Here is a 22,497-nt window from a genome sequence, read left to right on the forward strand (position 1 = left end):
CGTTCTGCCCGCTGCCTACTGTCCTTCTGCCTTTTGCTTACTGCCTTCTGCCTTCTGCCTTCCGCCGCCTTCGCTCAGGTCGGTGACTACGAACACCGTCCTGTGGCTTCCGTCGAGGTCGTGCTCGAAGGCACGCCGGCTGATCCTTCCGCTCAAGCTGAGTTCCTGTCGGTCGTGCGAATCAAAAGCGGCGGTGAATACACCGCGGTCGCCGCGCGACAGTCGCTTCATGATCTGTTCGCTTCCGATCGCGTCGCGAACGGGCGCATCGAAGTTACGGAAGTGCAGCCGGGCACCGCGAACAGCCCCATTCGCGTCCGCTTCATCATCACGAGACAACTGGTAATTGCGGGCGTCACCGTCCGCGTCGGCGAGGCGACCGGTGTTCCGATCGCGACGGATGAGATTCGCGCGCGCCTGAATCTACTTGAGCCGGGACGACGATTCTCGTTGCAGTCGATCGAACGAAACGCCGACGAGATTCAGGCTTACCTGCGCGATCGTGGTTACTACAACGCGAGCGTCGAACACACTGAAGAACCTGATCCGACCGACTCAACCGGCACGCGGCGGCGCGTTATCTACGCGGTAACGCCCGGTGCGCCCGCGCGCGTCGCGACCTTTGACATCGCGAAGGAGTTGAACGTCGAAGGCGTGGCGGAATCCGTCCGTCCGACTTTGAAACTTCAACCAGGCGCGCTGTTTACGCGCGACGTTTTGGGCGAAGATATGAACCGGATTCGACAGGCGCTGCTCGCAAAAGATTTTCTGTCGCCCACGCTGAAGGACCCGCGCGTCGAGCGTAATCCGGAAACAAACGAGATCACCATTGAAGTGACTGGTAATCCCGGGCCCCTGGTTCACATTGCTTTCAACAACTACAACCTCAAAGCGAAAACCCAGCGTGAACTGCTGCCGCTGAGGCGCGAAGGCAATCTCGACTATTCAGTGATTGAAGAAGGCGGGCGCCGCCTGCGCAATCGTCTGCAGGAAGACGGTTACTTCTTTGCTGAGATCACGCCGGTATGTACGGTGACTCCGGCGACGCCGAACACCGTGGACAACGGATCGAATGAAACCTGCCGCAACCTTGTCCCCGACGCGCTGACCGGGCACACGGTCACCGTCACTTACGATGTCACGCTAAACCGCCAGCTGAAACTGACGGACATTCGCATTACCGGAACCGACAAACTCGCGCCCGCGGACATTCTCGATTACTTGAAGTCGCGCAAGGCGAACGCCCTCTCGTTCCTGCCTTTCATCGGCGGGTTGGGTCGCGGCTTTACCAGCAACGCGCTGCTGGAAGAAGACCGCCGCACCGTCGAAGCCTACATGAAAGAAATGGGTTACCGGAAAGCACGCGCGACGGTGCTTCAGGGTATTTCGATCGCCGGTGAGGATCTAATCATCACCTTCAATGTCGAGGAAGGGCCCCTGACGCGCGTCGCAGAAACCGAAGTCCGGGGCGCGACGGTTTTCGATCAGGAACGTCTGCAAAAAGAGATCTCGATTGTGAAGCAGGCGCCTTACTCGCGTTCCCAGGTGCGCGGCGATGCGGCCCGTTTGCTGAACCTGTACGCCCGCGAAGGCTACATCGAAGCCGACATCCGCGTGGCCGTGGACGAATTGCCAAAGCAGGGCGATGACGAGCAAGTGCGCGTCGTCTTTAACGTGACCAAGGAAGGCGCCAAGGCAATCGTCAATGAGATTCTGGTCAACGGCGTGACCGGGAGCGCCGGCACCCAGCGCAAGAAGCGCGACGCGATCATTCGCGCGATTCCGCTGCATCCGGGCGATCCTTTGCGCGCCGATCGCATCACCGAAGCCGAACGCGCGCTGTATATGACCGACGCCTTCCGCCAGGTGCTGATCAGCCAACAGCCAGCGGGCGAAACGCCGACAGGTGAGAAAAAATACGACGTCGTCATCGACGTGGAAGAAACGAAGCCGCGGGTGATTGAATACGGCGGCGGGTTTTCGACCGACACCGGCGCCCTTGGTTTGATGGAACTGACGAACGTCAATTTCATGAACAAGCTGCGCACGGCGGCCGTTCGGCTGCGCGGCAGCCAGCGTCAGCAGATCGTCCGTTTCGAGTTTCTCGATCCGCGGTTCGCGCGCTATCGAAAAGACCAATTCGCACCGCTCGCTCTGTCACTTCAATATTTCCGCGACTCGACGATCACGCGTTTTTTCCGCTCAACAATCGATCGCGGCACCTTCGGCATCGTGCAGCGACTGGATGAGGATGGCAATCCGATTGACCAGTTTGGCAATCCTGCCGGTGAACCAGAAATCGATCGGCTGACCTTCACGGCTGAAACGCAGCGCGTCCTCAGCCAAAAACGGCACAGCATCCTGTTCCTGCGTTACGTGTACGAGGACGTGCGCCTCCGCAATATCGAGAGTCTGCTGCTCAAAGACGTCCTGCGGCCCGATCAGGTTGTGCGCATGTCGCGCTTCGGAACTTCGTTTGTAATGGATACGCGCGAGCGATGCGAACGGCGCTTGCCGGGCGTGGTGGTCAGCGGCGAGGAGGAACGCATCCGTTCCGGTGAAGTGTGCCGCTATAACCAGACCGACGCGACGCGCGGCCATTTCTTGTCGGCGGATTTCAGTTGGGCGGCGAAGGCCCTGGGCGGCAACACTTCGTTCATGCGTTTTCTTTCGACGTATCGCACGTACTACAAGTTCGGACCGCGCGGCACCGTACTGGCGGGGAACCTGACGGTGGGGCTGGCGCAGCTGTTTGACGTGCGCGATAAGAATGGCAATGGCCGCATCGACGACTTCGATCGCTTGCTGCCCATCAGCGAACGGTTTTTCTCGGGCGGTTCGACGACCCTGCGTGGATATCCGTTTGAAGAAGCTGGGCCGCGCCAGGTGATTGTTCCCGAAGGCGAGTTCCGCGACCGAGACAATAATGTGATTAGACTTGATCCCTTTACGGTGCCCATCGGCGGCAACGCTGAGGTCGTAGCGAACCTGGAAGCGCGCATCCCGTTGACGCGCGACGTGCAAATTGTGCCGTTCTACGACGGCGGCAACGTGTTCCGGAGTATCGGCGACATTTTTAGCCGGAAGCCGATCACCCCAACAGGCAATTTCGTCGAAGATGTGAACGCGCAAAACCTGCGCGTCCGCTGGAGTCATACGGTTGGGCTCGGTTTTCGATTCAAGACTCCGCTGGGCGGCGCGCTCGCGGTGGACTATGGATTTCTTTTGAATCCGTCGCGGTTCTTGATTCCGCAGAATCTGAATACGCCGAATCCGACCACAACCGTGTTCCAGATTCAGAAGGGACAATTCCAGTTCAGGTTTAGTCAGACTTTTTAGAAAGTGAGCGAGTGGGCAGTGAGCAGTAAGCAGAAAACAAGATTTGCGGCTTTGCCGCAGCACAGTGAAAGGCTACGCCTTTCCGTTCGCAACTTAAATTATCGAGGCGAGGCTACGCCTCGCCGGCTACCCACTGCCTACCGTTTGCTGCTCACGCTATTTCTGCTGCTCACTGCTCACTGCTCACTGCTCACTCGCGCGGAGGCGCAAACGACGCCTGACAAAATGGTCGCCAGCGTCACTAACGGGGCGCGCGCCACACCGGATCTCATCACTTATTCGGATCTCGTCTGGCAACTCGCGCTCGAACCTGACACGCCCTTCTCTGAACGGCCAGGTTCGGTGCAGCTGAACCGCGCCTTGCGCCTGGTTGAAGATCAACTGCTGATTTTGCAGGAGGCGCGCAAGCTGCCCAGCGCCGATACGACGGAAGCGAATGCGGCGCGCGATGCTGAAGTGGTCAAGAAACGCAACGAACTTGCGCAGGCATTTGGATCCGGAACGCGACTCGAGGAGCGGATGACTCGCGTCGGACTGACGAGCGAGCAACTCGATCTGATTCTACGCGATCGCGTCATGGTCGAGCAGTACCTCGATTTTCGTTTCCGCGCCTTTGCGGTGATAACCGATCGAGAAGTCGAGGACCGCTATAACCAAAAGTACGGACGCCTGCGAAACAGCGGCCAGATTGTTCCGACGCTGGAACAGGTGCGCGCTGCAATTACTCGCGATTTGACGGAAGAGAAGATCGAAACCGAAATCGACAAATTCATTGACGAATTGCGCGAGGCGCCGGGAACAGAGATTGTTGTTCTGAATCCGGTGTGAAACTGGTCGATCGTTTAGAGGCGGGCTGCCGCCCGCCACGTAATTGAAAACAGGCGGGCCGTAGCCCGCTTCTAAACATGTCAAACAACCAACAGCACTACAATCGCCCACGAATCGGACTCGCCCTTTCTGGCGGCGCCGCGCGCGGCATCGCTCATGTCGGAGTCCTGCGCGCGCTCGAGGAAAACAATATTCCTGTCGACGCGATTGCGGGTGCATCGGCGGGCGCATTGATTGGCGGCGCTTACGCCGCGGGGCTTTCAATTCCGCAGCTCGAAGAACTGGCGAAGAAGTTTCGCTGGCGTCACATGGGGCGGCCTTCTTTTTCCCGGCTGGGACTTCAATCGAACCAGCGCATGGAAACTTTTCTGCGCGCGATCTTGCCGGTGACTCGGTTCGAGGACCTCAAAATTCCTTTCGCCGCGCTGACGATGGATTTGCACAAGGGCTCGGCGGTTGTCCATCGCGATGAAGGCGACGTGCCGTTTGCGATTCGCGCCAGCACGTGCATCCCGGCGTTTTACGTTCCGGTTCGCGATCCGGATGGCCGGTGGTTGGTGGACGGAGGCCTGGTCGCAAGCCTGCCGATCAGTCACGTGCGCGCCTTCGACGTGGATTACGTGATCGCGAGCGATGTGAACTTTGACGGCGCCCGATTCTTTAACGGTCCGAAAACAGCGATGGGAGTGCTGGCGCACGTCTTTGTCGCCGTCGAAAAAGTCGTCGCTAATCAAGATCGTGGTGACGCTGATGTTCTGATCACTCCTAAAGTCGGTCACATCCGCTGGGATCAAACGCGGCGTGCTGACGAACTGGTTAGGCTGGGGTACGAAGCGGCCGCAGAATCCATCGATAAGATTAAGTCGCTCATCGAGCGCAAGCCCGCCCAAATATCCCCGGCGCTGGTCTAGATTCCGCACTTGTCCTAAATCATGACGTCCTTGTCTGGTTTTCCCCTCCCCGCCCGCGAGGAGGGGTTAGAAGCCGCATCTAAACTCTCCCCCGTCCCCACTCCGCCTGCGGAGAGGGGGGCCAGAAACCCTGGTTACTTTGTTCACCTTTAACCGCACAGTGCGGCATCTAAACACGCTCACTTTACGTGGCTCTAAACTTGCTCGGATTACTGGCGTCGAAACGTCTTGAGCTAAGCAAGCATTTTGAACTGACTCGTTCACTACAATTTCGCCCCCATTCACCGTTTCCTAGAGCTAACGGATTGAACTGATGGATCGCTCAGCGCTAGCCTCGGGGGCTTTGCGTTTGTTGACGGGAAGATTCTCGCGACAGAAGCAAAGCCCCAAAATTTCTTTTTCAAACGCCGCGCTTCAGCGGCGGCAGAAAGCCACAGCCCAACGCTGGCACAACCGGCGTGTGTTTCGCCGCACAATGCGAATCGCCGCGGTCGCTTGCGCCATCGCGACAGTTTCGCTCTCGGTTGTCTTGATTAGCTCGTACCGCTCGTACGCGCGCTTGGTTGATGAGCGCCTGACGCACGGTTATCTCACCAGCCGCGCCGGAATCTATGCGGCGCCCAGAACACTTCGAGCCGGGCAAAAAATCACACGCGCTGGATTGGCTGTCGCGCTGCGTCGCGCGGGATATATTGAAAGCGATGCGGTCAGCGAAGTGTGGAACGGTAGCTTTCGCGTTGAAGATGCCGCCATCGAGATCAAGCCGAGCAGTCGCGAAACCTCGCCTGCGGTTGTTCGCGTGACTTTCGATGGCCGCGGCCGCATTAGAGATCTATTGGGCGACGGTGTGACGCTGGATTCCTTTACGCTCGCGCCTGAGTCGCTCACGAACGACGCCTTCACGAAAGGCGCGGCGCGCCGGCAGCTGACTTTCAAGGACATTCCGCCGGTATTGGTCCACGCGATTACGTCTATTGAAGACCGTCGTTTCTTTGATCATCACGGGCTGGACATATTCGGCGTCGGGCGCGCGTTGATTCGGAACGCCGGCCAAGAACGTATCGGGCAAGGCGGCTCGAGCATCACGCAACAGCTCATCAAGAACACTTACCTGACGCCGGAACGGACCTTCCGGCGCAAGTACGCTGAAGCAATGCTCTCATTCAGTTTGGAACGCCGGCTGTCAAAGCAGGACATCTTCGCGCTGTACTGCAACGAAGTTTACCTGGGACAGCGGAATGTCGTCGGTGTGCGTGGCGTTGATCAAGCTGCGCGCGTCTATTTCGGAAAAGACTTGCAGGACCTGACTCTGGTTGAAGCCGCGACGCTGGCCGGAATGATTCAAAGTCCCGCGCGTTATTCACCGGTGCGTTCTCCCGACGAAACACGCATGCGACGCAACACGGTTTTGGCCACGATGGTGCGCGACGGTCACATCACTCTTGCGCAGGCAGCGGCCGCCGCGCAGGAACCATTGTCGCTGGCCAATTTCGATCCGGCACGTGAATCGTCGGCGCCATACTTCGTCGATTACGCGAACCGAGAAGCACCCGAAGGCGACAAGCAACTCGTCACCACGATTGATCTCGATCTACAAGCCGCCGCCGAACAAGCGACCAGGAAGCAGGTCGCACGGCTGGACGATACTTACAAAGCGCGTGGCGCAACTCCGCAGGTGGCGCTGGTTGCGCTCGATCCGAACACGGGCGAGGTTTTGGCGATGGTCGGCGGCCGGGACTATGCGGAATCGCAACTCAATCGCGCGACCGACGCCAAACGACAGCCGGGTTCGGTATTCAAGCCATTTGTTTATGCGGCGGCGCTCGAGAGCGGTATCTCGCCGCTCGCGAAGTTCACCGACGCGCCGCGATCGTTCACATACGCCGGCACGGCGAAATATCGTCCGGCGAATTTCGGCGGCGGCTTTTCGATGCGCGACGTGCCGATGCGGGATGGGCTCATCAACTCCCTCAATGTGGTGACGGTGGATGTCGCGATGCAGACGGGACTGGCGCGCACAGCAAACATCGCAAGCGACTTTGGCTTGCCTCGCCCTGAGCCGTTTCCGGCGCTGGCCCTCGGAACAACCGAGGTGACGCCGTTGCAAATGGCGGCCGCCTACGCCGTGTTCGCCAATGGCGGAAGCCGCATCCAGCCCCGTGTGGTGAAATCTTCAGGCGACGCGCAACCAGGCGCGCAAGTGATTCAGCCGAGCACCGCGTTCATCGTCACCAATATGCTCGAAGGCGTTATCGACCACGGCACCGCGACGCGTGCCCGGGCATTGCTCAGGAACACTGCGCTCGCCGGTAAGACAGGCACGTCGCGGGACGGTTGGTTCGTAGGCTATACGCCGAACCTGGTCGTGGCCGTTTGGGTTGGCTTTGACGATAACAAACAACTGGGGATGACGGGCGGCGAAGCAGCGCTGCCGATTTGGATGGATTTCATGAAATCGGCCGTCGATCTGCGGCCTGAGCTCGGTGGTAAATTATTTGCTCAGCCGGAAGACGTCGCGCTTGTTGATGTCGATCCGGCGTCGAATCAGATCACGATGGGCGCGTGCCCGCAACACGAGCGCATCGCAATTCTGCTCTCGCAACAACCTACGACCGAATGTCTCCGCCATAACCCGTCCTTCGATTTCGCCGAGTCGTCCGAGACCGTGGAACCTATGATGGCGAAGCACGATCGACGTTTTGTGAATCCGGCGAGACCTCCACTCGAGAAACTTACTAGTCCCGGTGAAACTCGCGTTGATACGGACGCTTCAGGACGACGCGTGCTGGTCAACGAAATGCGGTCTCTCGACCGTTAATCGGGTCACTTTCACCACAGATCATTTAGGGCGGTTTAGAGGCGGGCTACTGCCCGCCGGTTTAACGCAGGAATTGGCGGGCGGTAGCCCGCCTCTAAACTATCTCTAAAGTTCTTCTGTAGTGTCCTCTGTGGTAAAACTCCTGCTGACATGCCCAAACGCAAAATCATCGTTTACATCGCCACCTCCGCGGACGGTTTTATCGCGCGCAAGGATGGTGCGGTTGATTGGCTCGATCGGCCGGTGCCAAAAGGCGAGGACTACGGCATGGCCGCGTTCTACAAATCGATCGACACCATTTTGTATGGGCGAAAGACCTACGACACTGCAGTGAAGTTCGTCTCGGAAGGACTCGAGATACCGGATGACGGCCGGGACTGTCGAAATTACGTTTTCTCGCGCCGTCGGCCACCGAAGAAACTATTGCGCGGTTTTGAGTTCGTGAAAGAACCAATCAAGAAGTTCGCGAAGCGTCTGCGCGCGCGTAAGGGCAAAGACATTTGGATGATGGGGGGCGGCGGAATCATCGGTTCGTTTCTGGATGAAGGCGAGATCGACGAGTTCATCATCCACATGATGCCCACCTTCATCGGCGAAGGCATTCCGCTCATCGCGCCGCGCCATCGCACTGTGCCGCTAAAGCTGCTTTCAACGAAGAAGTATTCGGATGGCGTGTTGAGGCTGCACTACGCAGTGTCAAGAGTCCGACCTTCACGTCGGGCACGTAAACGCGCGCGCTAGTTTGGAAAGACCCGAGCGACTAAGAACTAAGAAAGTTTGGAGGCGGACTACTGCCCGTCTTCTTCGTCCCGTTAGGGACGAAAAGTTTATAGATCCAGGGCTAAAGAAATATTTTGAGCCCGTTTACGGGCGACAGAAGCATTTCGCTCCTTCGGAGCTCAGAAGAAATTAAAAGCAGCCGGTTCTATAAACATTGCGCCGCTACGCGGCTGAGAAAAAGGCGGGTGGTAGCCCGCCTCTAACAGAGCGCGCGCAAGCGCCTGTTCCTGACCATGAGGTTGACACGTCACGCTTCCGCCGGTTTCAACTTCTTAGGCTTGTTCTTCTTCGCCGTTTTCTCGTCCGGCGGCGGCTCTTCCGGTTCTTTGGTTAAGCGATTAATGATCATCTGTTGTGAGAAGCCGACAATGTTGCCGACCAGCCAGTAAAGCAACAGTCCCGAAGGCGCGCTCCACAGAATGTAGAGCATGAAGAGCGGCATGCCGATCGCCATCATCTTGCGTTGGAGCGGATCGGCCGAAGGCGCCGGCGTCAGCAACTGCAGGACGATCATTGAAGCCGTGAAGAGAACCGGCAGCGTGCGGATGAAGCCGAGCAGGTAAGGCTCAGGCGCGGAAAGATCAGGAATCCACAAAAATGACGCCTGACGAAAGTCTATCGAGATCGTCAAGGCCGTATAGAGCGCAAAAAGAAAAGGCATCTGAATCAAGAGCGGCAAACATCCGCCGAGCGGGTTCGCTTCTTTCATCAAACGCAGTTGCTCCATCTGCAACTCTTTCAAACGCGGATCGGTCTGCTTCATCCCCTTGAGCTTCTCTTGCAGCTCCTTCATCCGCGGCGCGTATTTCTGCGCCTTCTTCATCTTGCGCGACGACACCCACTTCAAGGGCATGAACAGCGAGTAAATGAAGACCGTGAAGAGGATGATCGCGACGCCGTAGCTGCCGGTCATGCGCTGCAGTTTTTCAATCGCCCAAAGAATTGGAATGGCGAGGGCGCGCCGCATGCCGCCGAGAAATCCGTAGTTGATTACTTCGCCGAGATCGACCTGGGGACCACCTGTCTGTTTAACTTGCGCACTGGCTTCGTCGAGTAGGCGGTGGTCTTTCGGGCCCACGTAGATGTCGGTTTTCGATCCGTCAGTCGGCACGGGTAGCAGGCCGGTGACCAGAAAGCGCTGCTCGGTATTCCCGTCGTATTTGTGCTCGTAAGCGGCGGTCCGGTATTCGAGACCCGTCGCCGGCTTGGCTAACACCCCGACCATTCCAAAATAAGTGTCATCGACGCCGGCCCATTGCACCTGGCCGTCGATCACTTCTTGATCGACAGGCTTCGGCACCGGCGACTTCAGACCGATCCCTTCCAACATCCAGTTGATGGTGCCGGTGTTGCGACGGTCAGCGTGCACTTCCAACGAAGGAATGCGGCGCGTCTCGCCGTTAATCATGGCGAGGCCTTCCGGGGGATAGAGATAGAAGCCGTAATAAGCGATGCCTTGATCGCCGATGCTGGGCCCGAGCGCGAGTTTCGCCGGAAGCGCCTGATTGTTGCGTGCGACCTTGACCTTCACTTCCGTGAGGTAGCGGTCGGGAAAGAATGTAATTTCCTTTGTGACATCAGTCCCGGTCGCCGAATCGTTCAACGTGAAAACGATGGATTGCCCGGCGGATGTCACATCGACCGTCGCGTCACCAGATTCTGAAACCGGGGCGGCAACTTTGAAGTTGTTTCCGGCGAGTGTGGTATCGAGCGTAGCGTCACCAGTGACAATCTGGTATGGCTGAAAAGTCTTTTCCGGCGCCACTGACTCCGGCCGTTTCGTTACGAGTTCCAGCGGTTTTGGATTATCACGCGTCGATCCTTCACCATAAATTTTCCGCAACGTTCCGTCACTGCGCTTAACCTGCTTTACGATCCAACTGGTGGCAACGGCGCCACGCGTGTCGAATGTCGCTTCGTAAAGCGGAGTGACCACGCGAATCTTACGCTGCTGAACCACCTCGGGTGTCGGTGTCGGCGAAGCCGCTGGTTGCGCGGATGAAGGAGTGGCGGTGGCGGCTGGTTGCGGTGTGGTTGACGGCGAAACTTGCGCAGACGCCTGCGCCGTCGATTGCGGCGAGGCCTGAGCCACCTGTTGATTAGCGTTGACGTTCGCGTTTGCGTTAGGCGGCGGCGGCGGAACCGGAGGAAAAAAATAGTTCCAACCAATCAGCACCGCGGCTGACGCGACTAACGCGAAAATGAATCGTTGTTGTGACTTCACTAGACCTACTTCACCGGATCGTAACCACTCGCGCAGAAAGGGTTACACCGAAGCAAACGCCATATCGCCATGCCGCTTCCGCGCAGTGCGCCATGCCGTTCAATTGCTTCGCGCGCATATTCAGAACACGTTGGAGTGAAACGGCAGGACGGCGGCAGCCACGGCGAGATTACTGCTTTGTAAAATTTCAATAACGAAACCAGTATGTACCGCATTTTGGAGTGCGGCGGCTTGACGCCGCTTTTCATCCACGAAAATCAACAGAAACTATCCTTTGCGCTCTGCCCGCGCCACCTGCTCCACGATCCTACGAAACTCTTTGAACCGAAGTTCTTCAGTCGAGGTCAGCAAAGACCGCTTGGCGTTGATGACCCAATCGTACCGCTGCCGAAGTGTTCCTAAGTCTGTTAGGCTGCGGCGAAACAGCTCGCGCAGCAAACGTTTCGCGCGAACCCGGTCGACCGACTTGCCGATGGCCTTGGTTGAGGCCGTCACGCCGAGCCGGTGCTCGGCCCCGTCATTTGCGCGTAAAAAAGCGGCCATCAAGCGGCCGTCATAGCGCTGCCCTTCGGCATAGACTTTTTGAAACTCAGCCCGCGCGCGCAGCCGGCGCTGTTTCGGCAGCGCAAAGCTCAATTTCGCCGGCGCGTCGTCGGTGGCTGCGATCAACTTTCTAATAATGCGACGGTGTCAGGCGCTTGCGGCCCTTGGCGCGGCGCCGCTTGAGCACGAGACGGCCGTTTTTAGTGGCCATGCGCGCGCGAAACCCGTGCGTCTTGGCGCGGCGTCGATTGTTCGGTTGAAACGTTCGCTTCGGCATAGACAGAAATCCCTTCGCTTAAGAAAACACTTAGCGTAGCGACGCCGTGAAGTGATGTCAAGGAAGGGAGCAACCCGCCTTGACGCGTTTGAAAATCGCGTGTTAGCCTTCAGAGTTTCAGACGCAAGTGCAGTTGGGTCACTTAACTAGGGCAGACGTTTTCAGTCCCCTGTGAGATCGAACCCCGACCTTATCGGGATTCGCATCTGACGAACCTTTTCCCAGCTAACAACGGAAGATGACTTATCCGCTCGGGTTTGCCGAAAACTCAATTCAACTTGTGCCTGACGGCACGCTGATCCTGCACGTCATCATAATCCTGGTGATGGTATGGATCCTGAACAAAACCCTTTACAAGCCAATCAACCGAATTCTCGAAGCGCGCGAGAAACGCACGCACGGTCGCATGAGCGAAGCGCAGGAAATTCTGACCGATGTCAGCGAGAAGGTTTCGAATTACGAACGGCAACTGCGACAGGCGCGCGCCGAAGGATATGCACTGGCTGAGCAGGAACGTACGGCGGCGATGCAGGAGCGGCAGGGTAAGCTGAACGAGATGCGACAGCAGCTTTCAGAATCGATCGCGCAAGAAAAGCAGACCATCAAAACCCAGGTCGAAGAAGCCCGTGTGACCTTAGACAGTGAATCGCGTCGCATCGCGCGCGAGATTGGTGAACGGGTTTTGGATCGGCCGGTGGGCGGGGGCGAAGTGAACTGACGAATGTTTGTGAATCTGGCATCGCTAATGATCTTCGCGTCTGAGGGCGGCGCCTGGTGGGACTATCCAGGTTTCGAGCTGTGGAAGTTCGTCAACCTCTTCGTGTTCGTCGCGATTCTTGTTTACATCCTGACGCGCAAAGTGAGACTCGGCGAAGCTTTCCGGACACGCCGGGAACAGATCAAGCAGGAACTGCAGCGCGCTCAGACAGAGCGCGACGCGGCGCTGGCGAAACTCAAAGAGGTCGAAGAGCGGCTGGCGCGGCTCGACACCGAAGTCACAACGATTCGGACGCAATCACAACGCGAAGCGGCCGAAGAGCGCGAGCGGATCGCGAAATCGACTGAACAGGAAATCGCCAAACTTGGTGAACAGGCTAAGCGCGAAATCGAAAGCGCGGGCAAAGCCGCGAAACACGATTTGCGAGTTTACGCCGCGGAAACTTCGGTCCGAATGGCGGAAGACATCATTCGGCGTGAAATGCGGCCCGAAGACGATGTGCGCATGATCTCGCGCAACGTTGACGAATTGGGAGGCGCGCCGCAATGAGCATCCAGACTATCGCGCGTCGTTACGCTGCGGCCCTGGCCGACGTCGTTCTCGAGCGCGGTGAAGCCAAAGAAATTCAGCAAGAGTTGCAGCAGTGGGCCGAACTGATTCTGACGAACGCGAATCTTGAGGAAGTGTTCCGCAATCCCACGATTCCCTTGGATAAGAAACGCGCGGTGCTGAAGCAATTGATCGAACGCGCCAAGCCACAACAGACAACCGCAAATTTCCTGAAGGTGCTGCTGCAGAATCAGCGCCTGACCGAACTTCCTGAGATCAATAGCAAATTTGCCGAGATTCTCGACCAACGCGCAGGCATGGTCGCCGCCACGGTCACCACCGCGCGACCCGTACCCGACGAAATACAAACACGGCTGAGTGAGAAACTGGTGTCCGTGACACAGAAAAAAGTGCGGCTGAATTTTGAACAAGACCCGGAATTGATCGGCGGGCTGGTGACGCGCATCGGCTCGACTATTTACGACGGCTCGGTGCGCAGCCAGTTGCAGCAGATTAAGGAAAGAATGGCGGGCTAAAAACCGGTCAGTTGTCAGTCGTCCGTTGTCAGTTGTTCTTCTGACAAAGCGAAGCCACTGACTACTGACAACTAAACAACGGACAGTTTTTATGGAACCAATCAAAGCAAACGAAATCAACGAAATCATCCGCAAGCAGATCGAGGACTTTGAAGCCGGCGTGACGGTGATGGAAGTCGGCACGGTGATCAAGGTCGGCGACGGCATCGCTGAGGCTCATGGCCTGGAGAAGGTCATGGCGAGCGAGCTGCTCGAGTTCCCGCACGACGTGCGCGGCCTGGCGCTGAACCTTGAAGAAGACAAAGTCGGCGTGGTGCTGTTTGGCGACTTTCAGAAGATCAAAGAAGGCGATCTGGTGAAGCGCACCGGGCGCATCATGCAGGTGCCCGTCGGACAGGCGCTGGTTGGCCGCGTGGTGGATGCTTTGGGAAATCCCGTTGACGACCGCGGCCCGATTCTGACGGAGGACTTCAATCCGGTTGAGACCATCGCTCCCGGCGTTGTTGATCGACAGCCGGTGAAAGAGGCTTTGCAGACTGGCTTGAAAGCGATCGACTCGATGGTGCCGATTGGTAGGGGACAGCGCGAGCTGATCATCGGTGATCGGCAGACGGGAAAGACAGCCATCGCGGTTGACACGATTATCAACCAGCGTGGCAAAGACGTGATTTGCATCTACGTCGCGGTGGGCCAGAAGGCTTCGACGGTGGCGCAGGTGGTGAAGACGCTGCAGGATGCCGGCGCAATGGAATACACGATCGTGGTCAAAGCGACCGCGTCGGATCCGGCGGCGATGCAGTTCCTGGCGCCGTATTCAGGTGCGGCGATGGGCGAATACTTCCGCGACCGCGGCCAGCACTCACTGACCATTTACGACGATCTTTCGAAACAGGCGGCCGCTTATCGCGAGATTTCGCTGCTGCTGCGCCGCCCGCCGGGTCGCGAAGCGTATCCGGGAGACGTGTTCTACCTGCACTCGCGTCTGCTCGAGCGCGCGGCCAAACTTTCCGATGCCAAGGGCGGCGGCTCAATGACGAGTTTGCCGGTGATCGAAACGCAGGCGGGTGACATCTCGGCTTACATTCCCACGAACGTTATCTCGATTACCGACGGTCAGATATTTTTGGAAGCGGATCTCTTCAACGCCGGTATTCGTCCGGCCATCGACGTCGGTAATTCGGTCTCGCGCGTGGGCGGGTCGGCTCAAGTAAAAATGATGAGACAGGTTGCCGGCGGTTTACGCCTCTCGCTGGCGCAGTATCGCGCGCTGGCGGCCTTTGCTCAGTTCGGATCAGATCTGGACAAAGCGACGCAGGCGCAACTCGCGCTCGGTGAACGGCTGACGGAAATCTTGAAACAGCCGCAGTATCAGCCGATGGACGTCGAGAAACAGGTGCTGATCATTTGGGCGGCGAACAACGGTTACCTCGACGATGTTGCAGTTCCGGACGTGAAAGCGTTCGAGACTGAGCTGCAGCGCTTTGTAGAGAACTCGCAACCGGGGCTGTTACAGACATTGCGCGAAAAGAAAAACATCGATGCCGAAGTTGAAAAGGACCTGCACCAGGGCCTGAAGGATTTCGTGCAGACGTGGGCGGAACGGGCACAAGCGGTGGCGGCTTAAAGCGATGCGACCCATAGGTCCCATACGACCTATGAGTCCCATACGACTCATTTCTTAATGGCAAATCTTCTAGACATTCGCCGGCGCATTAAGTCGGTAAAGAACACGCAGCAGATCACCAAGGCCATGAAGATGGTGTCTGCGGCGAAGTTGAAGCGCGCGCAGAATCGCGTCATCAACGCGCGTCCGTTTGCCGACAAGATGAACCAGGTGCTGAGTGAACTCGCCGCCCAAACGAGTGAAGACTTTCACCATCCGCTGCTCGATCAGCGCGGCGACGAGCGTTACCTGGTGGTGCTGGTGACCGCGGACAAAGGTTTGTGCGGCGCTTTCAACACGAACCTGATCAAGGCAGCCCAGGTTTTCGTCAAAGCGAACCCGGACAAACAAATCGAGTGGGTCACCGTGGGCCGCAAGGGGCGCGATTTTTACCGCCGGCGCGACGCGAACATCGCTAACGAATACATCGGCCTGACCGGCAAAGGCCGCGTCGATTTCGAAGAAGCTCTGGACGTCGCCAAGGACATCATCAACCGGTTCACTGAAGACAAATCGATCGACAAAGTCTTTCTAATCTTCGCCGAATTCAAATCGGTCCTGACGCAGCGCATCGTCACTGAGCAGCTTCTCCCAATTTCAAAGACCACCGAAACAACTGACGGCGATGCCGCGCAAAAGAAAGATTACATCTACGAACAGGAACCCGCCGAAATCTTCAGCCGGCTGCTGCCGAGCCTGATCGAAACGCAGATTTTCCGTGCGTTACTCGAATCGATCGCGTCAGAACAGGGCGCGCGCATGACGGCCATGGAAGCGGCTTCAAAGAACGCGGGCGAACTAATTTCGACGCTGACGCTCAACATGAACCGCGTGCGCCAGGCCGCCATCACGCGCGAGATCATCGAAATCGTTTCGGGCGCCTCCGCGCTCTAACTACGCGTCCTCGATGTAGTCGCGCCTCAAAGGACTTTCCAACTCTTCAGACTAAGACCCTCTACGGCATCGTCTTCTTTAAGATGAGCGTCGCCAAACGTTGCGTTAAATTTGCAGCAGAAATTCCTAGAGGTAGCGGCAGGCGGAATTAGCACCGAGGGAACTAGCGGTTGTCGCCACGACCGCGACGGCCACGCCGCCCGCGCCCCTCACTTTTTATCTGCTGAAATTGCTGCCACTGGTCGGCGCTGAGGACTTGCTGTAAACGTTGATCGGCTTGCTGCCTGATCTCATTCACGCGCGGTTCCGATTCCTTACGAAGGTTCTGCAATTGTTGGCGAGTATCAGAGAATATCTGTTGGACTTTCGTCTTCTGATCGTCGTTCAGCTGCAGGCGCGTGGCGAGCTGTTCGATGCGATTCTCCGGCGACGTTCGACGGTGGGTCCAGCCACGGTAGACTTGTAACGCCAGCAGGCCGGCAACGAACCCGAGCACGAAGATCACCACCGCCGCCACTCGCACCTGCCATTTACTGCGAATCTTTTCAGCCATAGTTACCTCGCCTCTTCCTCGTCGTAGATCGCGCTGAGCACCTCTTCATTCGTCATTTCTTCATCAGACTCGTCGAACACAACAGTTTCCGCTGAAGATGGAATTAGCGCCGCCGTCTGCACGGGCGTCGATTCTTCCGCCGGAATGACAAAGGTCAGCGCCGCCAACACAGCCGTCGTCGCGGCCATTGAGCTAACTAACCCGCCGGTCGCGCTCCAAAGGCGACGCAGATTCCATACGCCGGCGGTCGCCTGCTGTTCACGCCACGCCGCGAGCACGCGGGTTTCAAAGAAGGGATTCGCATTGAGCGCGTTGGCACTCGTTTCCTCCGCACGCTCATTAAGCAGCAAAGCGGAAATCCGCGCCGCCTCGAAAGCGCGCGCGCAATCAACACAGCTCGCGGTGTGCGCGCGTATCGCTTGCAGGTCGGTTTCCGGCAGCGCCGCCAGCGACGTGTTGTCGAGAATGTTTGTGATGTGTTTGTCGTTCATCGTGTCACCTTCTCTTGGTGTTTCTCAGTGGTTCTCCGTGTCTCTGTGGTGACCATGGCCAAAGGCAAGATTCACTACAAAGGCACAGAGGACCCACAAAGAGAACCACAGAGAATTTTCATTTCAACAATTTCTCCAGCGCTTCTCGCGCCTTCTTCCGTGCGCGAAAGGCCCGCACTTTAACTTTCGATTCTGACCATCCGGTTACTTCCACTACTTCATTTACCGAAGCTCCTTCGCCATCGATCATCGTCAGGGCCAGGCGATCCTCAGGCGCCAACGTCTCCAAAACTTTTTCCGCCAAATCGGCGGCCACGACTTTCTGTTCCGCGTTCGGCGATTGCGCCTCTACTGGGCTAGACACATTTTCCAGCCACGCGGTTTCATCTTCGCTCAGATCGGAAGTTACAAGTTCCGGCCGGCGTTTCGCGGCACGCAGCAGGTTCAAACAGGTATTCGTGGCGATTCGCGTCAGCCATCCTTCCATCGAGCCATGGCCGGCGAAGCTTTTCAGATGCGCGAATGCTTTCAGGAAAGTCTCCTGTGCGGCTTCTTCAGCCTGACTTCGGTCGCGAAAGAAGCGGTGCGCAACGTGGAACACGCGCGGGCTGAAGCGGCGAACGATTTCGGCAAAGGCGGACTCGTCGGCATCGCGCGCGAGGCGGGCCAGTTCAACTTCGGACGCTTGTTCGTAGTCGTGCGGCAGCAGTGCTCCTCAATCGAAGTTGACGGACCGCTGGGGATCGATCCGTCATTTCGGTTGGGGGACTTATTTGTTGTCACGCGATCCACCGAACCCGCGGCGTCCGCCGCGACGTTCTTTGGACTGCGCTTTCAACTGATCGAGCTGCGCCTTCTGCTCAGCGGTTAAGACAGACAGCATTTCCTGATGGATTTGAAATCTCGCGCCCATCAGCTTGGCCTCGAGGCCCGCCATCTCCGTCAGTTTCTGAGTAGCCAGCGCTTCGTTGAACGTACCGCCTTCATTCAACTGACGCAACTCCTGTCGCTTTGCGCGCAGCTGTTCGCGCAGCGGTTTGTTCGTCGAGGCGGAGCTCTCGCGAATTTGCTTCAGTTTGGCTTTCTGATCGTCCGTAAGATTCAGCCGATTAAAGAAAGCGCCACCTCCGCGATGACCACCCTTCCCGCCCTGGCCGTGCCAGGCACGTCGAGAGCCTTTACCGTCCTGCGTTTCGGTCTTCACCGATTGCGCAACGGCAATTGAAGCAGCCAGGACAACAGCAGAGAGAGAGGCTATTGCCAACAACTTAACTTTTCCAAGTTTTCTCATTCGTTAACTCCTTGTTCTGATTGTGAGGCCCATAGCCTCTCAACAGGGCCAGACACCGCAGGAAGCTAGTTCGTTACAAGTGCCTTTTGAATGTCTGCATCAACGAGCCGCGGAGCGGCGGCAGATGGCTTTGTAACGACATCCGCTTCGTTGGTGTCTAGCCAATTAGCGCCGCATTGTGACTATCGGCGGCGATTACTCAAACGCAGTTATAGGAAGAACAAATGGCGACTGAATTCGTTAGACAACAACCTTTGGTAAGCGGTTTCGGCGGGTCGCGAGTCCTGGGCGTGCTCAGCTCCGCTTGGCGCAGACTGCTCAGCAGAAAGAAGTATTGGATTGCCGCGCTTGGCGGCGCCGCATTTGTCGCGGCGGCAGCCTTCTATTTTTGGGGTAATCAATCCAGCGCCGCGCAATATCTGTCGGCGCGCGTCGATCGCGGCAACCTGCGCAACACTGTTACGGCCACCGGCACTCTTCAGGCCGTGACGACTGTGCAGGTCGGCAGCCAGGCGTCGGGGACCATCTCGTCGCTCACCGCTGATTACAACTCAGTGGTGAAGAAAGGACAGGTCATCGCGCAGCTCGATCCGTCCGTAGCCAGGGCTCAGGTCGATCAGGCGCGAGCGAATCTGCTACAGGCGCAGGCCAGTCTTCAGCAAGCGCGTGCTGCGGTAACGAATTCGCGCGCCGGCGTCAGCGACGCACAAGCGCGAGCCCAGGGCGCGCGATCCACTGTCCAAAATAATCAGGCGGGTGTGACGGCGGCGCAGGCGAACCTCGCGGTGCTGAAAGCACAACAGGACGACGCGCTCAGTTTTCTGCGACAACAACAGTCGCTAAACAGAAGCGGCGTGATTGCCCAACGTGAAGTAGATGTGGCGCAGACTGCCTATCAAACGGCGACCGCCAGATACGATCAGGGCGTCGCGCAATTGAACCAGGCGAAATTAAGCGAACAGGTGGCGGCTAGCTCAGGCGTCGCGCAATCACAGGCCCAGGTGCAGCAGTCGCAGGCAGGCGTTCAGCAGTCACAGGCGCAAGTACAGGCGGCCGAGGCGCAGGTGCAGCAGGCCGCAGCCGCGTTACAACTCGCACAGGTGAATCTCGCGCATACGACGATCACTTCGCCCATCGACGGCGTCGTGGTTTCGCGCGACGTGAATGTCGGCCAGACCGTAGCCGCGAGTTTATCGGCGCCGACCCTGTTCACGATCGCCAACGACCTGACGAAGATGCAGGTAATCGCCAACATTGATCAGGCCGACATTGGGCTGGTTGAAAATGCGAAGTCAGTGAAGTTCAGTGTCGATGCGTTTCCCGGAAAAGAGTTCGAAGGAAAGATCGAACAGATGCGGCTGAATCCACAGAACGTTCAGAACGTCGTTACCTATAACGTCGTGATCGGCGTAGACAATCCGGAACAGAAGCTGAAGCCGGGAATGACCTCGAACCTGACGTTCACCATTGATGAGCGCAACAACGTCCTGAAGGTCCCCAATGGAGCACTGCGCTTTACGCCGCAGGATGCAACCGGACAACGGAATGGTAACGGCAATGGGCAGGGCCGTCGCCAGTCAGGCGTCACGCGCGGCGACGCTTCGCAAGGCGGCGGCCGTGGCGATGTCCAGTTCGCACGGCCAACTGATCCCGTCCTCGCCGGCCAGACCCGAATCGTCTGGGTGCTGGGCCAGGACGGCAAGCCGGATCGCCGTCGAATCAAAGTTGGTCTGACCGACGGCACGGCGACAGAAGTCGTTGAAGGCAATCTGATCGAAGGCGAGATCGTTATCACCGGTCAGACGCAATCGAGCGCCGGCTCGAACACGAATCAAACGTCAGCACCAGGATTCGGCGGCGCGCCGAGAACCGGTGGCGGCGGGCGTGGCGGACGTAGGTAACCAAGATCTTCGTGGCTTCTCTGTGCGACCTCTGTGTCTCTGTGGTGAATGCTCCTAAATTAGATCAACCACGGAGACCCGGAGGAACACAAAGGTTCACGGAGGAATCGAGAAAAAGATCATGCAAGCAGTTCAGGAAATCACAAAAGTTAATCCGGCGGTCATCGGCTCGATCCAGATGTCCGAGGCGCGGCCGGTAATTCAACTTGAGCACATCCACAAAACTTACACGATGGGTGACGTTCAGGTGCACGCGTTGCGCGGAGCGTCCCTCACGATTCGGGAAGGCGAGTTCGTCGCGATCATGGGCGCGTCCGGCTCTGGTAAGTCAACCACAATGAACATCCTGGGCTGTCTGGATCGGCCGACGAAGGGGAGTTACATCCTTGACGGTCAGGACGTTTCACAAATGTCGAAGGACGAACGCGCTGACATCCGCTCGCGCAAGATCGGTTTCGTGTTCCAGGGCTTCAATCTCCTGTCGCGCACCTCGGCTTTGGAAAACGTTGAACTGCCGATGCTCTACGCGGGTGTCAGCAGTGCGGAACGTCATCGCCGCGCCCTGGAGAGTTTGGCGGCTGTCGGTCTGGCTGGTCGTGAACAGAGTCATCCGAATCAACTATCGGGTGGTCAGCAACAACGCGTCGCGGTCGCGCGCGCGTTGGTTAACGATCCGGCATTGATTCTGGCGGACGAGCCCACCGGTAACCTTGATTCGCGCACGTCAGTGGAAGTGATGGAAATATTTCAACGGCTGAACCGTGAACGCGGTATCACGCTGGTGCTTGTCACGCACGAATCCGACATCGCGCAGTACGCCAAGCGCGTGGTCGTCTTTAAAGACGGCAAAATTCGCAAAGATTTTCAGGTCGAAGATCAGCGCGATGCCGCAGAAGAGTTGAAGAATCTGCCGGCCATTGAAGAGGACGAAGACGAAACTGAGTAACTCATCATGGATTTTCTAAACATCATTCGAGTGGCCTTTCGTGCTTTGCAGCGCAATAAAATGCGCGCGGCGCTGACGATGCTGGGCATCATCATCGGCGTGTCGGCCGTGGTGGCCATGGTCAGTATCGGTCAGGGAGCGCAGGCCGCCGTGCAGGCGCAGATCGACAGCATCGGAACGAACCTGCTGTTTGTCAGCGCCGGCGCGCAGAACGTCGGCGGTGTGCGAAGCGGCACAGGCGACAGCGGCACAAACACTTTGACGGTCGAAGATCTCGAGGCCATCAAACGCGAAGTCCCGAGCGTCTCGATGGTGACTCCCACAGTCAATGCGCGCAGCCAGCTGGTCGTCGCCAACATGAACTGGAACACGTCGATTCAGGGGGTCAGCGAACAATACCCAGACGTTCGTAAGTGGCCGATTCAAAGTGGCGAATTCTTTTCAGATTCGGATGTGCGTACGGCAGGGCGAGTGCTGGTCATCGGCCAGACGATTGCCGACAACCTGTTCGCCGGCTCGGATCCTATCGGGCAGACGATTCGCGTGCAAAACCTTCCGTTCCGAGTTATCGGAGTGATGGCGCGCAAGGGCCAGGACGCGCAGGGGCGCGATCAGGACGATGTCGCTTTCACGCCGTACACGACTGTGCAAAAGAAAATTCTTGGCAGCCCGCGTTTGCAGATTGCCTACGTGTCGGCCGTTTCACCGGATGCGACTTACACGGCGCAAGCGCAAATAACTGAGCTGTTACGACAGCGGCATAAGCTTGGGCCGAATGAGCCGGACGATTTTACCGTCCGCAACATGTCGGATATCGCGGAAGCGGCGAGTGAAACAAACAGCACGATGACGATGCTGCTGGCGTGTATTGCCGGAGTCTCGCTCCTGGTCGGCGGCATCGGAATAATGAACATCATGTTGGTCTCAGTAACTGAACGCACGCGCGAGATCGGCATTCGGATGGCGATTGGCGCGCGCTCGTCGGCTGTCCGCAGCCAGTTTCTGATTGAATCAGTCGTGCTTAGTGTGACCGGTGGATTGGTTGGGATTCTTCTGGGTGTCGCCCTGTCACTCGCGATACCCGCGATGCTGGGCTGGCCCACGCTGATTTCGACGATGGCAATCGTCGGTTCAGTCATCTTCTCAGGCGCGGTGGGAATCTTCTTCGGTTATTACCCGGCGCGCAAAGCCGCGGCCCTCGATCCGATCGAAGCACTTCGATATGAGTAGAGGTG

The 22,497-nt window shown here is 57.7% G+C and carries 21 protein-coding genes; 13 read left to right on the forward strand and 8 right to left on the reverse strand.

Annotation, left to right across the window (positions count from 1 at the left end; genetic code table 11):
- Nucleotides 1-102: 102 nt before the first annotated feature.
- The 5 genes from VFX97_17825 (at nucleotide 103) to VFX97_17845 (ending at nucleotide 8,637) form a co-directional block, all read left to right on the forward strand.
- Nucleotides 103-3,339 carry a POTRA domain-containing protein gene (locus VFX97_17825; GenBank protein HEX5705062.1) on the forward strand — a complete coding sequence of 1,079 codons (3,237 nt, stop codon included), beginning with the start codon at nucleotides 103-105 and terminating at the stop codon, nucleotides 3,337-3,339.
- A gap of 144 nt (nucleotides 3,340-3,483) precedes the next feature.
- Nucleotides 3,484-4,167, forward strand: a complete 684-nt coding sequence (locus VFX97_17830) for a hypothetical protein (GenBank protein ID HEX5705063.1) — start codon at nucleotides 3,484-3,486, stop codon at nucleotides 4,165-4,167.
- Nucleotides 4,168-4,244: 77 nt separating this feature from the next.
- A complete protein-coding gene (locus VFX97_17835) occupies nucleotides 4,245-5,078 on the forward strand; it encodes a patatin-like phospholipase family protein (GenBank protein ID HEX5705064.1) in 834 nt (277 codons plus the stop codon).
- Nucleotides 5,079-5,391: 313 nt separating this feature from the next.
- Nucleotides 5,392-7,896, forward strand: coding sequence for a PBP1A family penicillin-binding protein (locus tag VFX97_17840; GenBank protein ID HEX5705065.1), 2,505 nt, complete (start codon nucleotides 5,392-5,394; stop codon nucleotides 7,894-7,896).
- Between the two features lie 150 nt (nucleotides 7,897-8,046).
- The gene (locus VFX97_17845) at nucleotides 8,047-8,637 is read left to right on the forward strand and encodes a dihydrofolate reductase family protein (protein HEX5705066.1); all 591 of its coding nucleotides are present in this window, start codon (nucleotides 8,047-8,049) and stop codon (nucleotides 8,635-8,637) included.
- Nucleotides 8,638-8,923: 286 nt separating this feature from the next.
- Here VFX97_17845 and VFX97_17850 read toward each other — a convergent pair whose 3' ends face one another.
- The 4 genes from VFX97_17850 to rpmH are packed head-to-tail and all read right to left on the reverse strand — an operon-like array spanning nucleotide 8,924 to nucleotide 11,720.
- Nucleotides 8,924-10,900 carry a YidC/Oxa1 family insertase periplasmic-domain containing protein gene (locus VFX97_17850; GenBank protein ID HEX5705067.1) on the reverse strand — a complete coding sequence of 659 codons (1,977 nt, stop codon included), beginning with the start codon at nucleotides 10,898-10,900 and terminating at the stop codon, nucleotides 8,924-8,926.
- Nucleotides 10,901-10,905: 5 nt separating this feature from the next.
- Nucleotides 10,906-11,148 (reverse strand): membrane protein insertion efficiency factor YidD, encoded by a 243-nt coding sequence (yidD, locus tag VFX97_17855; protein ID HEX5705068.1) that lies wholly within the window; start codon nucleotides 11,146-11,148, stop codon nucleotides 10,906-10,908.
- Between the two features lie 19 nt (nucleotides 11,149-11,167).
- Entirely contained in the window at nucleotides 11,168-11,569 is a 402-nt protein-coding gene (gene rnpA, locus VFX97_17860) for a ribonuclease P protein component (GenBank protein ID HEX5705069.1), read from the reverse strand.
- Nucleotides 11,570-11,573: 4 nt separating this feature from the next.
- Nucleotides 11,574-11,720 carry a 50S ribosomal protein L34 gene (gene rpmH, locus VFX97_17865; GenBank protein ID HEX5705070.1) on the reverse strand — a complete coding sequence of 49 codons (147 nt, stop codon included), beginning with the start codon at nucleotides 11,718-11,720 and terminating at the stop codon, nucleotides 11,574-11,576.
- Nucleotides 11,721-11,958: 238 nt separating this feature from the next.
- On the opposite strand from rpmH, the gene VFX97_17870 reads away from it, so the two are divergent.
- The 5 genes from VFX97_17870 (at nucleotide 11,959) to atpG (ending at nucleotide 16,080) form a co-directional block, all read left to right on the forward strand.
- Complete coding sequence (locus VFX97_17870) at nucleotides 11,959-12,438, forward strand: ATP synthase F0 subunit B (protein ID HEX5705071.1); 480 nt, start codon at nucleotides 11,959-11,961, stop codon at nucleotides 12,436-12,438.
- 3 nt (nucleotides 12,439-12,441) lie between these two features.
- Entirely contained in the window at nucleotides 12,442-12,987 is a 546-nt protein-coding gene (locus tag VFX97_17875; protein ID HEX5705072.1) for an ATP synthase F0 subunit B, read from the forward strand.
- On the forward strand, nucleotides 12,984-13,523 hold the full coding sequence (atpH, locus tag VFX97_17880) for an ATP synthase F1 subunit delta (protein ID HEX5705073.1): 540 nt from the start codon (nucleotides 12,984-12,986) through the stop codon (nucleotides 13,521-13,523). Before VFX97_17875 ends, atpH begins: the two co-directional genes overlap by 4 nt.
- A 91-nt stretch (nucleotides 13,524-13,614) precedes the next feature.
- Nucleotides 13,615-15,147: a F0F1 ATP synthase subunit alpha gene (gene atpA, locus VFX97_17885; GenBank protein ID HEX5705074.1), complete on the forward strand. Its 1,533-nt coding sequence runs from the start codon at nucleotides 13,615-13,617 to the stop codon at nucleotides 15,145-15,147.
- Between the two features lie 57 nt (nucleotides 15,148-15,204).
- A complete protein-coding gene (gene atpG, locus VFX97_17890; protein HEX5705075.1) occupies nucleotides 15,205-16,080 on the forward strand; it encodes an ATP synthase F1 subunit gamma in 876 nt (291 codons plus the stop codon).
- A 163-nt stretch (nucleotides 16,081-16,243) separates the two neighbouring features.
- Here the strand turns inward: atpG and VFX97_17895 are convergent, their stop codons facing one another.
- The 4 genes from VFX97_17895 to VFX97_17910 all read right to left on the reverse strand — a co-directional run bounded on the left by VFX97_17895 (nucleotide 16,244) and on the right by VFX97_17910 (nucleotide 18,415).
- Entirely contained in the window at nucleotides 16,244-16,633 is a 390-nt protein-coding gene (locus VFX97_17895; protein ID HEX5705076.1) for a periplasmic heavy metal sensor, read from the reverse strand.
- A gap of 2 nt (nucleotides 16,634-16,635) precedes the next feature.
- Nucleotides 16,636-17,124, reverse strand: coding sequence for a hypothetical protein (locus tag VFX97_17900; GenBank protein ID HEX5705077.1), 489 nt, complete (start codon nucleotides 17,122-17,124; stop codon nucleotides 16,636-16,638).
- A 118-nt stretch (nucleotides 17,125-17,242) separates the two neighbouring features.
- Entirely contained in the window at nucleotides 17,243-17,833 is a 591-nt protein-coding gene (locus VFX97_17905) for a sigma-70 family RNA polymerase sigma factor (protein HEX5705078.1), read from the reverse strand.
- Nucleotides 17,834-17,893: 60 nt separating this feature from the next.
- Entirely contained in the window at nucleotides 17,894-18,415 is a 522-nt protein-coding gene (locus tag VFX97_17910; GenBank protein HEX5705079.1) for a Spy/CpxP family protein refolding chaperone, read from the reverse strand.
- Between the two features lie 224 nt (nucleotides 18,416-18,639).
- Here VFX97_17910 and VFX97_17915 point away from each other — a divergent pair, with 224 nt between their 5' ends.
- From VFX97_17915 to VFX97_17925, 3 genes are all read left to right on the forward strand, one after another.
- Nucleotides 18,640-20,316 carry an efflux RND transporter periplasmic adaptor subunit gene (locus VFX97_17915; protein ID HEX5705080.1) on the forward strand — a complete coding sequence of 559 codons (1,677 nt, stop codon included), beginning with the start codon at nucleotides 18,640-18,642 and terminating at the stop codon, nucleotides 20,314-20,316.
- A gap of 121 nt (nucleotides 20,317-20,437) precedes the next feature.
- On the forward strand, nucleotides 20,438-21,262 hold the full coding sequence (locus VFX97_17920) for an ABC transporter ATP-binding protein (protein ID HEX5705081.1): 825 nt from the start codon (nucleotides 20,438-20,440) through the stop codon (nucleotides 21,260-21,262).
- A gap of 6 nt (nucleotides 21,263-21,268) precedes the next feature.
- Nucleotides 21,269-22,492: an ABC transporter permease gene (locus VFX97_17925; GenBank protein HEX5705082.1), complete on the forward strand. Its 1,224-nt coding sequence runs from the start codon at nucleotides 21,269-21,271 to the stop codon at nucleotides 22,490-22,492.
- Nucleotides 22,493-22,497 lie beyond the last annotated feature (5 nt).

The sequence above is a fragment of the Pyrinomonadaceae bacterium genome (assembly GCA_036277115.1).
Classification (GTDB): domain Bacteria; phylum Acidobacteriota; class Blastocatellia; order Pyrinomonadales; family Pyrinomonadaceae; genus UBA11740.

Excerpts from the sequence above, each read along its gene's own strand:
- VFX97_17915 (HEX5705080.1), top strand. The coding sequence starts at position 18,640 with ATGGCGACTGAATTCGTTAGACAACAACCTTTGGTAAGCGGTTTCGGC.
- rpmH (HEX5705070.1), bottom strand. The coding sequence starts at position 11,720 with ATGCCGAAGCGAACGTTTCAACCGAACAATCGACGCCGCGCCAAGACG.
- VFX97_17895 (HEX5705076.1), bottom strand. The coding sequence starts at position 16,633 with ATGGCTGAAAAGATTCGCAGTAAATGGCAGGTGCGAGTGGCGGCGGTG.
- VFX97_17900 (HEX5705077.1), bottom strand. The coding sequence starts at position 17,124 with ATGAACGACAAACACATCACAAACATTCTCGACAACACGTCGCTGGCG.
- VFX97_17875 (HEX5705072.1), top strand. The coding sequence starts at position 12,442 with ATGTTTGTGAATCTGGCATCGCTAATGATCTTCGCGTCTGAGGGCGGC.
- VFX97_17925 (HEX5705082.1), top strand. The coding sequence starts at position 21,269 with ATGGATTTTCTAAACATCATTCGAGTGGCCTTTCGTGCTTTGCAGCGC.
- yidD (HEX5705068.1), bottom strand. The coding sequence starts at position 11,148 with ATGAAAAGCGGCGTCAAGCCGCCGCACTCCAAAATGCGGTACATACTG.
- VFX97_17910 (HEX5705079.1), bottom strand. The coding sequence starts at position 18,415 with ATGAGAAAACTTGGAAAAGTTAAGTTGTTGGCAATAGCCTCTCTCTCT.
- atpA (HEX5705074.1), top strand. The coding sequence starts at position 13,615 with ATGGAACCAATCAAAGCAAACGAAATCAACGAAATCATCCGCAAGCAG.
- VFX97_17835 (HEX5705064.1), top strand. The coding sequence starts at position 4,245 with ATGTCAAACAACCAACAGCACTACAATCGCCCACGAATCGGACTCGCC.
- VFX97_17845 (HEX5705066.1), top strand. The coding sequence starts at position 8,047 with ATGCCCAAACGCAAAATCATCGTTTACATCGCCACCTCCGCGGACGGT.
- VFX97_17870 (HEX5705071.1), top strand. The coding sequence starts at position 11,959 with ATGACTTATCCGCTCGGGTTTGCCGAAAACTCAATTCAACTTGTGCCT.
- atpG (HEX5705075.1), top strand. The coding sequence starts at position 15,205 with ATGGCAAATCTTCTAGACATTCGCCGGCGCATTAAGTCGGTAAAGAAC.
- VFX97_17920 (HEX5705081.1), top strand. The coding sequence starts at position 20,438 with ATGCAAGCAGTTCAGGAAATCACAAAAGTTAATCCGGCGGTCATCGGC.
- VFX97_17840 (HEX5705065.1), top strand. The coding sequence starts at position 5,392 with ATGGATCGCTCAGCGCTAGCCTCGGGGGCTTTGCGTTTGTTGACGGGA.
- atpH (HEX5705073.1), top strand. The coding sequence starts at position 12,984 with ATGAGCATCCAGACTATCGCGCGTCGTTACGCTGCGGCCCTGGCCGAC.